Annotated in this window: 14 protein-coding genes, 3 tRNA genes and 1 pseudogene; 6 read left to right on the top strand and 12 right to left on the bottom strand. The window is 69.3% G+C overall.

Going from position 1 to position 13,047, the window contains the following annotated elements; genetic code table 11:
- Positions 1-23 precede the first annotated feature (23 nt).
- The 4 genes and pseudogenes from ACFQ4H_RS17090 to ACFQ4H_RS17075 all read right to left on the bottom strand — a co-directional run bounded on the left by ACFQ4H_RS17090 (position 24) and on the right by ACFQ4H_RS17075 (position 3,294).
- Positions 24-1,190, bottom strand: coding sequence for a cytochrome P450 (locus ACFQ4H_RS17090; RefSeq protein ID WP_377571957.1), 1,167 nt, complete (start codon positions 1,188-1,190; stop codon positions 24-26).
- Between the two features lie 120 nt (positions 1,191-1,310).
- Positions 1,311-1,952: pseudogene (locus tag ACFQ4H_RS17085) on the bottom strand (class I SAM-dependent methyltransferase); the annotation flags it as partial.
- A 99-nt stretch (positions 1,953-2,051) separates the two neighbouring features.
- Complete coding sequence (locus ACFQ4H_RS17080) at positions 2,052-2,633, bottom strand: TIGR03086 family metal-binding protein (protein WP_377571956.1); 582 nt, start codon at positions 2,631-2,633, stop codon at positions 2,052-2,054.
- A 58-nt stretch (positions 2,634-2,691) separates the two neighbouring features.
- The gene (locus tag ACFQ4H_RS17075; RefSeq protein WP_377571955.1) at positions 2,692-3,294 is read right to left on the bottom strand and encodes a TetR/AcrR family transcriptional regulator; all 603 of its coding nucleotides are present in this window, start codon (positions 3,292-3,294) and stop codon (positions 2,692-2,694) included.
- Between the two features lie 370 nt (positions 3,295-3,664).
- Here ACFQ4H_RS17075 and ACFQ4H_RS17070 point away from each other — a divergent pair.
- The 4 genes from ACFQ4H_RS17070 (at position 3,665) to ACFQ4H_RS17055 (ending at position 4,248) form a co-directional block, all read left to right on the top strand.
- Positions 3,665-3,737 (top strand) — tRNA-Gly (locus ACFQ4H_RS17070).
- 34 nt (positions 3,738-3,771) lie between these two features.
- A tRNA-Cys gene (locus tag ACFQ4H_RS17065) sits at positions 3,772-3,842 on the top strand.
- Between the two features lie 15 nt (positions 3,843-3,857).
- Positions 3,858-3,932 (top strand) — tRNA-Val (locus tag ACFQ4H_RS17060).
- 82 nt (positions 3,933-4,014) lie between these two features.
- Positions 4,015-4,248, top strand: coding sequence for a hypothetical protein (locus ACFQ4H_RS17055; protein ID WP_377571954.1), 234 nt, complete (start codon positions 4,015-4,017; stop codon positions 4,246-4,248).
- 232 nt (positions 4,249-4,480) lie between these two features.
- On the opposite strand, the gene ACFQ4H_RS17050 is transcribed toward ACFQ4H_RS17055, so the two are convergent.
- A complete protein-coding gene (locus ACFQ4H_RS17050; protein WP_377571953.1) occupies positions 4,481-5,017 on the bottom strand; it encodes a hypothetical protein in 537 nt (178 codons plus the stop codon).
- 853 nt (positions 5,018-5,870) lie between these two features.
- The gene (locus ACFQ4H_RS17045) at positions 5,871-7,532 is read right to left on the bottom strand and encodes an FAD-binding protein (RefSeq protein WP_377571952.1); all 1,662 of its coding nucleotides are present in this window, start codon (positions 7,530-7,532) and stop codon (positions 5,871-5,873) included.
- A 61-nt stretch (positions 7,533-7,593) separates the two neighbouring features.
- Here ACFQ4H_RS17045 and ACFQ4H_RS17040 point away from each other — a divergent pair, with 61 nt between their 5' ends.
- Entirely contained in the window at positions 7,594-8,154 is a 561-nt protein-coding gene (locus tag ACFQ4H_RS17040; RefSeq protein WP_377571951.1) for a TetR/AcrR family transcriptional regulator, read from the top strand.
- Here the strand turns inward: ACFQ4H_RS17040 and ACFQ4H_RS17035 are convergent.
- Positions 8,064-8,690, bottom strand: a complete 627-nt coding sequence (locus ACFQ4H_RS17035) for a hypothetical protein (RefSeq protein ID WP_377571950.1) — start codon at positions 8,688-8,690, stop codon at positions 8,064-8,066. The two genes, ACFQ4H_RS17040 and ACFQ4H_RS17035, sit on opposite strands and share 91 nt — an antisense overlap.
- 25 nt (positions 8,691-8,715) lie before the next feature.
- On the opposite strand from ACFQ4H_RS17035, the gene ACFQ4H_RS17030 reads away from it, so the two are divergent.
- Entirely contained in the window at positions 8,716-9,090 is a 375-nt protein-coding gene (locus ACFQ4H_RS17030) for a hypothetical protein (protein ID WP_377571949.1), read from the top strand.
- A 154-nt stretch (positions 9,091-9,244) separates the two neighbouring features.
- Here the strand turns inward: ACFQ4H_RS17030 and ACFQ4H_RS17025 are convergent, their stop codons facing one another.
- From ACFQ4H_RS17025 to ACFQ4H_RS17005, 5 genes are all read right to left on the bottom strand, one after another.
- A complete protein-coding gene (locus ACFQ4H_RS17025) occupies positions 9,245-9,325 on the bottom strand; it encodes a helix-turn-helix domain-containing protein (protein ID WP_377571999.1) in 81 nt (26 codons plus the stop codon).
- Positions 9,326-9,575: 250 nt separating this feature from the next.
- Positions 9,576-10,490: a 3-hydroxyacyl-CoA dehydrogenase family protein gene (locus ACFQ4H_RS17020; protein WP_377571948.1), complete on the bottom strand. Its 915-nt coding sequence runs from the start codon at positions 10,488-10,490 to the stop codon at positions 9,576-9,578.
- A 44-nt stretch (positions 10,491-10,534) separates the two neighbouring features.
- Positions 10,535-11,554 carry an HAD-IIIC family phosphatase gene (locus ACFQ4H_RS17015; RefSeq protein WP_377571998.1) on the bottom strand — a complete coding sequence of 340 codons (1,020 nt, stop codon included), beginning with the start codon at positions 11,552-11,554 and terminating at the stop codon, positions 10,535-10,537.
- A gap of 5 nt (positions 11,555-11,559) precedes the next feature.
- Positions 11,560-12,738, bottom strand: a complete 1,179-nt coding sequence (locus ACFQ4H_RS17010) for an acyl-CoA dehydrogenase family protein (protein WP_377571947.1) — start codon at positions 12,736-12,738, stop codon at positions 11,560-11,562.
- A complete protein-coding gene (locus ACFQ4H_RS17005) occupies positions 12,735-13,046 on the bottom strand; it encodes an acyl carrier protein (RefSeq protein ID WP_377571946.1) in 312 nt (103 codons plus the stop codon). Before ACFQ4H_RS17005 ends, ACFQ4H_RS17010 begins: the two co-directional genes overlap by 4 nt.
- Position 13,047 lies beyond the last annotated feature (1 nt).

Here is a 13,047-nt window from a genome sequence, read left to right as displayed (position 1 = left end):
CCCCTGACTTTCGTCAGGTCGGCTCAGGCGCGTCGGCGGATCATGAAGGCGTCCGGCATCCGGAAGGAGAGGTTGTCCGGACACCACGGAGCTCGTACCACCGTCACGTCGGACAGCAGCGACGCGACCTCGCCCACCACCACGCCGGCCTCCATTCTGGCCAGTTGCGCACCTACGCACCGATGCGCGCCGGCACCGAAGGCCAGATGCCGCCGGGATCCCCGCTGCCCCGGCCGGAACTGCGTGGGAGCGCCGACGATCGCCGGATCCCGACCGGCCCGGGCCAGCCACAGCACCAGGCTGCTGCCCGCCGGAACGGGCGTGTCGGCCAGCACCGTGTCCCGGGCAGCGACCCGACGCCAGGTCACGATCGGGGGTTCGAGCCGTAGCCCCTCCTCGACCACGTCCGTGACCCGGACCGTGCCGGTACGCAGCGCATCGAGCACCGTCGGCTCGTTGGTGAGGCGGTGCAGCAGCAGGGTCAGGAACTGCGAGGTGGTCTCCTGTCCGGCTACCAGCAGGAAGAACAGTGCGCCGATCAGTACGTCGGGGGAGTGGCCGGCGGCCCGCAGATCCGCGACCAGCCCGGCCCCGGTCTGCGCGAACCGGCGCAGTTCCGCGTGGAACCGGCCGACCGTGTCGGCAAGTGCCAGTTGCCGGTCGGGGTCGACCGGTGCCCAGAACAACTCCAGGGCGGAGCGGGCGAACTCCTTCACCGCTGCCACCTGCGCATCCGGCAGATCCACCAGCCGGGCGAGCACCAGCAGTGGCAGATCGGCGGCAAGGTCGGCGTACAGGTCGACGGTCTCACCCGCGTCCAGCGCGGCGGCCAACTGGTCGACCCGCTGGCGGACGAGGGTGGTGAGCCAGACCCGTTGCTCCTCGACCCTGGTCGGGTGCAGGGCATCGGCGACGATCGCCCGGATCGCCGGGTGACTCGGTCCGCCGTTGTTGGCCAGTGTCGGTGGCAGGCGGAAGCCGTGGCTGGCGAGGATCCGGAGGGCGGCCACCGGCATCGGGGTCATCGCGTCCAGTGCGTTGTCAGGGTGGAACGTGTCCGGATCGGCCAGCACCTGGCGGACCAGGGCGTACCGGGTCACCACCAGATGGTCGACGCCGACGTGGTCGGTCACCCGGGCGACGTCCGGCCACGGATCGTCGATTGCCCCCTGCCAACTGCGAAACAGCACGTCGCCACGCTACCCAGCGGCGTGATCACGATCGGACGCGGCACCGGTGGGCGTGACCTTGCCCGGCCTGGTGCCGGCGGACCTGGTGCTGGCGGCCCCGGTGTTGGCGGCCGGCCTGTTCAGCTCCCAGACCGAGGTGCGTTTGACCCGTACGCTCTCCAGCGCCATCGGGACGGGCACGTCGTACGCGGCCAGCAGCCGGAACCGGGGACGGGGCAGGAACGCCCGATCCGGGTCGCCGACCAGCACCCGGGCACCGCCCTTCGCTGCCCGCAGCAGGAACCGGAGCATCCGGTTGGCCATCGCCTCGCTGTAGAAGGCATCCCCGACCAGCACCACCTGCGCATCGCCCGCATCACCGTCGTCGAGGATGTCGGCCAGGGTGGCGGTCACGGTCACCCCGTTCGACTCGGCGTTCAAGCCGATCGCGGCGACGGCCATCGGATCCACGTCGACGGCCTGGACCCTGGCTGCCCCGGCCCGCGCTGCGGCGATCGCCACCAGCCCGGAGCCGGAGGCGAGGTCGAGCACCCGTTGCCCGGCCACCGTGTCCGGCTGATCGAGCAGGTAGCGGGCCAGCGCCTGCCCGCCGGCCCAGGCGAAGGCCCAGAACGGCGGCGGTTGCTCGCTGCGGAACTCCCCCTCGGTCAGCTCCCACAGGCCGATCGGCTCATCGGCCTGATGAAGCTGGATCTCCGGTACGTGGGCCACCGGGGCCAGCCGGGCATAGGTGCGGACGAACGCCGTCGAGGTGTCGGACACCCCGGAATTGTGCCCTGTGCTCCGGGCCGGGATCGCATCCGTGGCGGCGGACTGGTGGTGGCCGCCGACGTACCGGTCGGGCGCGAACCCCCCGGTGGCTCACCGTCCCGGGCTCCAGTTCGGGTCCCGCCCGAACCCGGCGATCAACCGGTCCTGCTGACCGGCATCGGCGGGCAGGTCGACACGCGAGCCGATCAGATCGTTGTCCCGGTACAGCGGCACCCGGTCGGTGAACCACCGGAGACACTCGCGTACGGCATCGGCGTCCAGCAGCGGATCCGCGCCGATCGCCACCGCCAGGTCCCATCCGTGCACCAGGTGCTCGGCGAGTAGCTGATGGACGTACTCCGGGGCAGGGGTGTCCCCGGCGGAGAGGTGGACCGTGCGTCCGAGGGCCCCGGGCTCGCTGACCGCCAGGTCCGCCCGGGTGGCCGCGGCCCGTGCCGCGACGGCGGGGTCCGCCCCGAGCAGGTCTCCGTCGAACCGGTCGCCGACCTCGTCGATGGTGGCGCCCGCGAACATGGGTACGGTCCAGAGGTCCTCGCCGACCACGTGGTTGACCAGGGTCCGTACGTCCCAGTCGGCGCACGGGGTGGGCGCCGTCCACTGATCGGGGCTGACCTGGCCGACCCGGTCGGTGAACTCGCCCAGGCTGCGTCGATATGTCGCCAACAGATCCATGTGGCCGATTCTTCACCCTCGGGCGGCGTTCCGCCCCTGGCTTGCCGGGTTGACGAAGCTACGTCAGCTGGGTCGGGTCGAGGCCGAGTTCCCGGGCGGTGGAGAGGCGTACCCAGTCGGCCAGTTGGCGCCGGGAGATCACCCGCTCATGAACCGCCACCTGCACGGACAGCCCGTCGATCAGCGCGTTGATCCGCCACGCGGCACCGGCCGGGTCGTCACAGGTGAAGGTGCCGTCGGCGACACCGGCCGAGATGATCTCGGTCAGGTCCCTCCGCCAGCGCAGGTCGAGGCGGCGGCACACCTTCTCCAGTTCCGGGGTACGCAGCGACTCCGACCAGCCGTCGATCCACATCGCCCAGGCGTTGGAACGGCCGGTCGGGGCGTACAGCTTGAGTAGTCGTTTCAGCTTGGTCAGCGGGCTGGCGGAGGAGCGTACGACCTCGTCCAGCCGGGCCAGATCCTGCTCGGCGGCGTAGGCGAACGCCTGCGCCAGCAGCCTCTCCTTGGTGGCGAAGTGGTAGAAAACCAGCGCCTGACTGACGCCGGCTGCCTGAGCGACATCGGCGGTACGGGTGTTCGCCAACCCGCGTTCCACGATCACGTCGCACGCGGTGCGCAGCAGGGCATCCAGGCGGACCTCGGCCGCACGTCTCGTCACGCGGCTACGGTAACCCATAGGCTTGAATACGTGGAGTTACCGACACGTGGATGAATGTCGGGTGAACGCCACTACAGTCGATCACCCGGCCGGGTTGTTGGTCACGATAGAGGCCCTTTTGAGTAGTCCGTCGGGCGGGCCGAGAGTGTTAGGTGTTCCCGCTGGGCTCGGGGATCGGGCTGGGGGTCGAGGCTTTGAACTTCAAGACCAGATGAACCCAGGTTCCTAGGAAGGTCGGGGACGGTGGTGAGCGTTATGAGGAGTTCTGGGGTGACTGGCTCGCCATGGGGGACCCCGATTTGGCAGTGCTGGCGGCCTCGGCTAAAGTTCTTACCTGTCACCGGGAAACACCGGAAACAAACGGAGACAAGCGGACGTAGCGCAGCTGGTAGCGCATCACCTTGCCAAGGTGAGGGTCGCGGGTTCGAATCCCGTCGTCCGCTCGGAGATGCCGCCACGCACAGCGGGGGCAACCTCGGTGGAGTGGCCGAGAGGCGAGGCAACGGCCTGCAAAGCCGTGTACACGGGTTCAAATCCCGTCTCCACCTCGGCAGTTTAATCGAGGGCGATTGGCGCAGTGGGAGCGCGCTTCCTTGACACGGAAGAGGTCACTGGTTCAAACCCAGTATCGCCCACCATCTATATTGGCAGGTCGCTAGGCCCGTTGCTGGGATTCCAGTAGCGGGCCGTTTCGTTGTTGCTCCTTACGTTGAGGACAGAATGGGAGCACATGATCTTTTACGTCCCTGGTGGTGGTTGGCGGCGGTCTGGCCCCGTGGCCTCCCGTCCGTGGTGGCGGTCGTCGCGGCGCCGCTGCTGCTGCGCTGGTCCCGGCCGTGGCTCGCCAGCATCGGCGCCGACCGGACTGGTCCGGCCGCCGCGCTCGCCTGGACCGCCGCGCTGTACGGCGTGGCTGCGGTCGTGGTGCTGCCCGTCGGACCCCGGGCGGGTTGATGCACGCCGGGCCTGCGGTTCGCAACGAACGCGCTACGGCTGGGCCACGAGACGGAACGACTGAACCGGGCCGTACGTGCGGCCCGCTGCTAGGGACCTGGCCACCCCTGGTGTTGGGGGAGATCTCCTCGTAACGTGTGCGCCACGAAGCCATATCGCCATCATCGATGAGCGGATCTGGCCGCCTTCGACACGGAGCCAGCGAAAACGCCTCTCGGACGCTTCGAACTGGTCATGAGCGGTCCGCTTCCGCCGGTCCCTTTCGACGCAGCAGCCCACGATAGGTGCGGGAGAAGGCAGCAATTGCGATCACGCTCCACCCTGCCGTGAGCAGCGGTAGGCCGGGCCCGATCTGCGAGCCCGCATTCGAGCTGACCGCGACCAGCAGCACCCACAGTACGAAGCACTCCGCCAGCCCGAGAATCGCAGTGACACGCAGTACCGCCCCGACACCAGCGTCAGCCACGGCCGCGAACGCAGACCACACCGCGATGCCGGCAACCAACGCGAGCCCGAGAATACTTACACCGAGCGCCACCGTCACGGGATCCGTATCGCCGTTGTCCAACCCACCCGAGAGCGCCAACATCGCATACTTGAAGAGATTCGGGCTTTGGACTGTCTCACCGTCCGTAACCACCGTGCTGAGAAGCGGCATCAGGAAGCCGAGCGTGACGAGCCCTCCGGAGACCCCGGCGGTCCATCGCATCGCCAGCGCCTCGAGCTGCTGCACCCTCGCCCCGAGCCGCTGCACATCCTCGTCCGCCACGACTATCCGCCTCCATCGCCTATCCTGCCGGCCTACACGCACAGCTGACTGTGCTGGAGGGAGCTAACCGCAGACCCTAAGCGAGATCAATACTGCCGGTGCCCGCTGCTGTCACTCAGCCGTGTTATGTCCGTGACCACGGATGCGTAATCTCGCGCCTATGCGATCACCTGCGGCTGTCCTGACGGCTACGATCTTGACCGTACTGCTCGGTCTGGCCGTACTTCTCGGCTGCCTTCTCACCCTGGTGACATTCGCGCCCTCAGCGCCATGCCCGAACGACACCATCGATTCTCTCCAACCAGGAATGGCCGCCCGAGCCCTGCTCAGCGCCCTGATGACGCTGACAGCAATCCTGTCCCTCGCCGTAGCCTGGTGGGGCGTCTCGCGCCACCGCAGGAATCCCTGGCCATGGCTGGCCGCCTCAGCACTGGGTTTGATCGTCACCGTGGCTCTGGTTGTGCCAATCGACCGGGCGAGTACCTGTTGATGTACGCCACTTGAGGGTGGCCACGTCACCTTTGTCGGCCGGTTGCCAGCCCTTCTTCGCACAACTATCTGCCAGCCCGCCCACGACGGGCGGTTCCTCGTCCAACGCCGCCGAAGCTTTGGCGGCGGCGCACCGACGTCCTGGCCCGCCGGCTACCTCTGCCGCCTCACCACCCACCGTTGACCAGTTGGGCGACCTCCGGAGTACCGATCCGTGTCGGCATGTCGGCCGAGTTCGAATGGAGCGGGCCTGACGTATTGGGGACCGCCGGCTGCCGTACCAGGTGGAGTGGAGGCTGTATCTGGTGCGCTGGTGCGGTCGGCCAAGGAGTAGGGCCTGTCGTTGACGGGCCCGGACGACTGGTCAGGCGCGGGAGCGGGCCATGTGCCGGGCAGCGCGCATACCGAAGACGACGGCGGGACCGATCGTGGAGCCGGGACCCGGATAGGTGCGGCCCATCACCGAGGCGGAGTTGTTGCCTGCCGCGTACAGACCGTCGATCACCGTGCCGTCCTCGCGCAGCGCACGCCCGTCGGGATCGGTGACCACCCCGCCCTTGGTGCCGAGGTCGCCGATGACGACCTTGTAGGCGGTGAAGGGGCCTTTCTCCAGTGGACCGAGGCAGGCGTTGGGGTGCACGGTGGGGTCGCCGTAGTAGCGGTCGTAGGCGGAGTTGCCACGGCCGAAGTCGCCGTCGACGCCGGAGCGGGCGAAGCCGTTGAACCGGTCGACTGTTTCCTGTAGCCGGGCCGGGTCGATGCCGATCCGGCCCGCGAGTTCGGCCAGTGTGCGGCCCTTCGCCATGATCCCGGCTTCGCGCATCGCCTTGTTGTTTTTCGGGTCCAGGGCGAAGGTCCGCAGGTAGCGGCGGGCGTGCCGGGCGTCGGCAATCATCCAGTACGGACCGTCCTTGTCGTGTTCGAGCATGTGGTGGCCGAGATCGACGTACGACTCCGACTCGTTGGCGAACCGGTCGCCGTGGGCGTCCACGATGATCGAGTACGGCAGTGAGCGTTCACCGACGATGAAGGACGGATCGTGGCCGGGGGTGGCGGCGATGGATCCTCCCCACCAGGCGTCGTCCATGAGTTCCAGCGCGGCACCGGCCTGCTGGGCCAGTTCGATGGGGCGGCCAAGGTTGGCCGGATTGCCGGAGGGGGAGCCGTCGATGCCGTGATACTTGCGCCGCCACTCGGTGTTGTGGTCGAATCCGCCGCCGGCCAGCATGACACCCCGGTTGGCGCCCACCGTCACCGACTGTCCGTCGCGCGTGGTGCGGACTCCGACGACCCGGCCGTCGGTGATCAGCAGCTCTTCGAGTGGCGAGTTGAGCCACAGCGGCACGTGATTGTTGAGTACGACCGCGCGCAGGAACGATGTGGCCAGCCCAGCACCGATGCCGACCAGCCGCTGACCACGGACGACCCCGCCGAGCGCCCGGAACACGAACTGGGCCCCGCGGACGAAGCCCGCAGGGGTGGACCAGGCCCGGCCCAGCAGCCATACGTCGTCGGTCTTGATCGGCATCCCGGCGGGCGCGTTGATGGTCTTCCACCAGCCGCCGATCGTCTTCGCGTTCAGCGGCTTCACCTCGATCGCCCGGCCGATCTTCCCGCCGGGAAGCTCAGGGTAGTAGTCGGGGTAGTCGGTGGAGCGGGCGAAGACCATGCCATGCCGCTCGGCGGTGGTGACGAAGTCCTCGACACCGTCGACAAAGGCCTCCTTGCGTTCCCTGGAGGTGGCGCGTCCGGTGTCACCGACCGTGGCCTCCAGGTAGGTGAGCGCCTCCTCCCGGGAGTCGCCGACCCCGGCACGCCGCATCAGCGGGTTGTCCGGCAGCCACATCCCACCGCCGGACATGGCCGTGCTTCCGCCCCACTTGGCGCTGCCCTCGAGTAGGAGCACGCTGAGTCCCTCGTCGGCCGCGCCGAGCGCGGTGGCGAATCCGGCTCCGCCGCTGCCCACGACGACGACGTCGTAGGTGTGGTCGAACGTGGCGGCGGACCGTGCGCTGGCGTCGGTCATGGCGTGCTCCCTCCGGACTCCCGGACAACCGGACAATCTTGTCCGGTTGTTAGAGTGCAGCATGCCCACCAGTAGCGGTCGCGTCAACCGTGGTCCGGCTGCGGCCTCGGAGAACCGGCAGGCGGTTCTCGACTCGGCGCGCCGGCTGTTCACCGAGCGCGGCTATCACGTGCCGCTCAGCGCGATCGCGAGGGGTGCCGGAGTGGGACAGGGGGTGTTGTACCGGCATTTTCCGACCCGACTTGATCTGGCACTGGCGGTGTTCGAGGAGAACTTCTCGCAGCTCGAGGCGATCGCCAGTGACCCGGACGCGGGCGCGTTTCTCCAGCTCTGGGAGCGCATGGTCGAGTTGACCGTGGAGTCTGCCGCGTTCGTGGAGATGGCAGTCGACGCCCGGCGCAGCATGCCGGAGTACACCGGTGGCGAGCGCCTACAGGCCCTGATCCGCGACACCCTGCCACGTGCGCAGATGGTCGGGCTGGTGGACTCCCGGATCACTGTGGCCGACGTGCTCCTGGCGCACCGGATGGTCTACGGGGTCATCGCCACCGCCGCAGACCCGGCCGATGTCGAGGCGGCCGTGCAGCGGGCGTTGTACCTGCTCCGTTGGCCGACCGCGTGAGGTGCCCGGTCCTTGACGTCGTAGCCGAACTCGGTCCGATACGGCAGCTGGGTCAGGTTGGAACTGGGTTCGAGCGCCTGGCTTGAACCGACTGCCGTAGGCCAGCGCGGATCCTGGCGGTCCCGCTCGGCCCGTGCTCTTACCTCGGCGGATGCGATCGGGCGCAGCGTGATCGTGTCGAAATGGAAGAATCCGGCGGTCAGCAGCCCGCTGCCTGGGTTACGCAGGAACGTCCGCCACGAGGTGTCGAGCCCGCATGGTGTGGGGCCTATCCGTCGACCGGCGAGGATGCCACCGAATGGTGCCCAGTCCGACCCGGTGTCCCAGCCCGAGTGGTTCGCCTTGGATGTGTTTGTGGCACCGTTGATGACGTCGAGCAGCGCATGCAGCGTACGGATGTCCCCGGCCGAGATGGTGTTGCTGATGCCGGTCCCCGCCGCAGCGACCGTCGTGCCGACTGTGTGGCTGACGCGGCGGTCAGGAGCACCATGCGTCCTCTTCAGATGGATGCCGCCAGCCCCATGGTGGGTGGTCACCGACGATTCGGTGTACGGTGCCCGGATGCAACCGGAGCTCGTGGATGAGATCGTGGTCGCGTACGGTGCCGGCCAGCCCGTATCTATGATAGAGGCTCGCTACGGGCTAACCCGCCGGGAGATTGAACGGCTCGTCGCCGAATCGCTTGCCGAGGACTACGGCGGCGGCGGGGTCAACATGCCCCCGCCTGCGTCAGTGCCCCGTCCAACCGCTCCAACCATGCCGGTAGCTCCGGTAGTGAGGGCACCGAGCGCGATTGAACGAATCGTTGCTGTGCTGCGCACCCCCGTGCCACTCGGTGTGCTCATGCTCGTCCTAATCGCCGCTGTTCTCTTCGTTTGCGGTCTGACCGGCATTGTCGTGTGGAGCAGCTACCGGTTGACATCCTCACCCTTCTAAAGGAAGTGATTTCCGCTGGCCGTGCCTTTTCGGGCAGGGTCTTGGGTGGGTTCCTGCGTTACCGCGCGGTGCCGGTGTGGGTGCTGGTCCTACTGCGCTCGGCAGGGGGTCAGGCTCTCGCACCGTCCCTGCGTGAGCACGTAGACCCCCGCGTTCACGTCTCGATCGTGGACCTGCGCAGCCCGTCGTTGTACACCACCCGCGCGCACCCGAACGCCTGGGCAGTGCGGCGCACTGGCCCGAGGTCGGATGGATACGGAAGTTGTACCGAAGCCGCACGGCCCGACGTACTCCCCTTGGCCTATGCCTGCATTTCGAAAGGCTGCAGGTAGACACTGCATGTTCGGCATAGACCTGCCCTGTCAGGGTTTGGTTGGTGTGGCGGCCGGTTGCCCGCGTTGACGTACGATCTCAAGGATCCGGCTCAGGCAGCACCAGCAGCGTGGCCTGTAGCTTGAGGCGTAGGACCACGAGCTTCATGGCGGTCAGCCATCCGTTGTCGACATTCCCCCGGTCGGGGCCGCCAGGCCGTTGACCGGACGCGGGTACTGGTGGAAGCCCCTGCCGGTCTTGCGTCCGCACCTGCCGGAGCGGACCAACTCCAACAGCGTACGTCCGGGCCGGAACCGAGGGTCTCCGGTGCACTCGAGCAGCACCAGCAGGGTGTCGACGACGGTGTCCAGGCCAATCAGGTCGGCGGTACGCAGCGGGCCCGTGGAGTGACCGAGGCAGTCCCGGAAGAGCCGGTCGACGGTCGCGGCGTCGGCGTTGCCCTGACCGACGACCTCGGCGGCCTCGTTCACGGTGAGCATCAGCACGCGGTTGATCACGAAGCCCGGCCCGTCCGTGACCACGATGCCCGTCTTGTCGATCGAGGCGAGCAGATCGAGGGTGCGCTGGAGGGTGTCCGCGCTGGTCCGTGGAGCCCGCACCACCTCGACGCTGTCCCTGAGCGGTGCGGGGTTCATGAAGTGCGTCCCGATCACCAGGTCCGGCCGGCGGGTACTGGCGGCGAGCCGGTCGATCGGGATGGCGGACGTGACCGACGCGAGCACAGCGGACGGTGAACAGACCGCATCCAGCTCGGCGAAGATCCGTTCCTTCAGCGGTATTCGTTCCGGTACGCACTCGATCACGTACCCGGCCCGGTCCAGTCCGGCAGCCCGGTCGGTCCAGCTGATCCGCTCAATCACCCGGGCCACCGGCTCACCCACGCGATGCGGGGTCAGCAGCTGGGCCTGCCGCAACTCGGTACGTAGCCGGGCCAGCAACGCCGCCACCCCGGCCGCCGATCCGGCCGCCGGGTCGACCACGACCACGTCGTACCCGCCCTCGGCCAGGCACTGGGCGATGCCGAGGCCCATCGTGCCGGCGCCGACCACGCCGACGGTCCCGCTCATGCGCCCTCCTCGCTCCGCTCGGATGATTCGCTCGCTACGCTCGCTCATGCCGCCACCACCCGTACCGCATGCGCCCGCGCGGCTGGCGGCCGGGCCGGGTCGATCGCGAGCGTCATCCGCTCGCCCGCGTCGTCCTCGACGGCGAAGCCGGCGAACCGCAGGGTGACCAGCATCTGCCGGTTCACTGCCGTGGGCACGAACTCCGCCACCGGCCGCCGGCCCGAAGCCAGCGCGGTGTGCACGAGGTGGTCCAGCAGCGCTGCGCCGGCACCGCGGGACAGCACCCGGCAGGACATCAGCAGCAGCCGCAGCACGCTCGCGGTCGGATGCAGCTCGGTGACGGCCAGTCCGACCGTGCCGTAGGAACCGAACCGGTCCCGCAGCTGTGCCACCAGCACCTCGTGCTGCGGCGACGCGCACAGCGCGTGCAACTCCGCCAGGCTGAACGTGGTGCCGGTGGTGTTCAGCTGGTGGGTGCGTACGGTCAATTCGTGCGCCCGGGCGAGGTCGGCCGGGCCGGCCCGGCGTACCTCCAGCACCAGGCCGAGCGAGGCGAGGAAATCCGCGGACGGCCCGGCGTGCGCGGCCTCGGCCGCCCGGCGCTGCTCGTCCACCCGGTAGAGCTGGCGGCGCTGCCGGGACTCCTCGGTGACGAACTCGGGGGTGAACTCGGGCAGCGCCGGTAGCCCGGCGACGGCGTCGGCCGGGTGGCAACGTACGGCCGGCAGCGTGGCGGCCACCTCGGCCCGCTCCACCGGGTCGTTGTCGACGAACGCGACCGTGTCCAGGCCGATGCCAAGGTCGGCGGCCACCCGGGCGACCGCAGCGGACTTGGCGTCCCATCCCACCTCGATCCGGGTGAACAGGTCGAGCAGGCCGTGTACGGCCAGGTGCGCGGTGGCGACGGCGGGCTCCCCCCGGCTGGCCACCGCGTGCAGCACGCCGCGCCGGTCCAGGGTGTGCAGCGTGCTTACCGCGGCGGCGAACGGCACCGGGTCGTCCCCCTCCAGAACGACGCCGTCCCACAGCGTGTCGTCGAGGTCCCAGACCAGGCACTTCACCATTGTGGTCACCGCCGTCCCCCCGATCCCGTCGCACGGGTACGCCGCAGCAGGTGATCGGCGATATGCAGTTCGGCCACCTGGGCGGAGCCCTCGATGATCTCCATGACCTTGGCGTCCCGGTAGAACCGGGCGACCCGGCTGTCCGGGGCACAGCCGGCCGCACCGAGGAGCTGCACGGCAGCACCGGCGACCGATGCGGCGGTGCGCGCCGCCGCGTACTTCGCCGCGACCGTGCCGGCGACCGCGTCGGGGCTGCCGGAGGCCCGTAACCGGGCGGCCCGGGTGGCGAGCTCCCGTGCGGCGGCGGTGTCCACCGTGGTGCGGCCCAGCAGCGCCCGTACGGTCTGGTGCTCGGCAAGCAGGGTGTGCCCCTGGCGGCGGGTGAGGACGTGGTCGGCCATGTCCCGCAGGCACGCCTCGGCCATTCCTACGCAGCCCCAGCCGACCGTGAACCGGCCGTGGTCCAGCGCGGTGGCCGCCACGTGCGACAGGCCGAACCCGGGCGGAGCGATCCGGTTCGTCGCGGGGACCCGTACGCCGTCGAGCTGGATGTGGGCCAGCTGGGCGGCCCGCAGGCCGAGCTGACCCTCGACCGGCTGCCGTGTCACGCCGGCCCGATCGGTCTCGACCAGCACGGTGGCATGCTGGCCGTCCAGCTCTCCGAGCACCAGCACCACGTCGGCGACCTGGCCAAAGGTCACCCAGCGCTTGACTCCGGTCAGCTCCAGGGTCGGCTGTTGGCCACCGGCGACGGCACGGATGCGGGTACCGACGGCGGCCAGGTCGCTGCCCGCGCCGGCCTCGGTGGCGGCGAAGCCGGCAAGCAGCTCACCACGGGCGAACGCGGGCAGCCAGCGCGCCCGCTGTTCGACGGTGCCCCACCGCCGTACGGCTGCGGCGACCATCGCCTGCACGGTGACCAGCGCGCGTAGCGTGCTGCACACGCCGCCCAACCGGGCACACAGCTCGCCGACCTGAACCGGGGTAGCGCCGAGGCCGCCGTAGCCGACCGGTAGGTCCGCAGCAAGCAGCCCGGTGGCTGCCACCGCACGGCGTACCTCGGCCGGCAGCGCGCCGTCCCGGTCCCAACCGGCCGCCTCATCACGCGCCGCCGCCGCGAGGTCGACGCCGAGGTCGCCGAGCTTCGGCGGACCGGTCGGCACCGGCGCGACTGCGGCGGTCACGCCGGGATCCCGGCCCGGCCGGCGGTCTTGGCCAGTACGAAGTCGGTCAGCCGGGAGATCGTGCGGAAGTGGTCGAGGTCGAGGTCGGCCACCTCGACCTCGATGTCGAAGCGCTGCTCCACGAACACCACCAGCTCGATGGCGAACAGCGAGTTGAGGAGGCCGAGCGCGAAGAAGTCCTCGTCCGGGCCGATCGGTCCGGACAGCGCCGGGCTGATGAAGTCGTGCAGTTCCCGCGCCACGGTGGACCGTACGTGCGCGTCCGGTGTGTCGTCGGCCTGGATGCCGATGGCGTCCGGTGCTTCCATC

It is taken from the genome of Micromonospora sonneratiae (assembly GCF_042679305.1).
GTDB lineage: Bacteria > Actinomycetota > Actinomycetes > Mycobacteriales > Micromonosporaceae > Micromonospora_H > Micromonospora_H sonneratiae.
Note: the sequence above shows the minus strand (reverse complement) of the source record. Positions and strands in the feature narration are given on the sequence as shown.

Excerpts from the sequence above, each read along its gene's own strand:
- ACFQ4H_RS17030 (WP_377571949.1), top strand. The coding sequence starts at position 8,716 with ATGCAACCGGAGCTCGTGGATGAGATCGTGGTCGCGTACGGTGCCGGC.
- ACFQ4H_RS17055 (WP_377571954.1), top strand. The coding sequence starts at position 4,015 with ATGGGAGCACATGATCTTTTACGTCCCTGGTGGTGGTTGGCGGCGGTC.
- ACFQ4H_RS17005 (WP_377571946.1), bottom strand. The coding sequence starts at position 13,046 with ATGGAAGCACCGGACGCCATCGGCATCCAGGCCGACGACACACCGGAC.
- ACFQ4H_RS17045 (WP_377571952.1), bottom strand. The coding sequence starts at position 7,532 with ATGACCGACGCCAGCGCACGGTCCGCCGCCACGTTCGACCACACCTAC.
- ACFQ4H_RS17080 (WP_377571956.1), bottom strand. The coding sequence starts at position 2,633 with ATGGATCTGTTGGCGACATATCGACGCAGCCTGGGCGAGTTCACCGAC.
- ACFQ4H_RS17020 (WP_377571948.1), bottom strand. The coding sequence starts at position 10,490 with ATGAGCGGGACCGTCGGCGTGGTCGGCGCCGGCACGATGGGCCTCGGC.
- ACFQ4H_RS17040 (WP_377571951.1), top strand. The coding sequence starts at position 7,594 with ATGCCCACCAGTAGCGGTCGCGTCAACCGTGGTCCGGCTGCGGCCTCG.
- ACFQ4H_RS17015 (WP_377571998.1), bottom strand. The coding sequence starts at position 11,554 with ATGGTGAAGTGCCTGGTCTGGGACCTCGACGACACGCTGTGGGACGGC.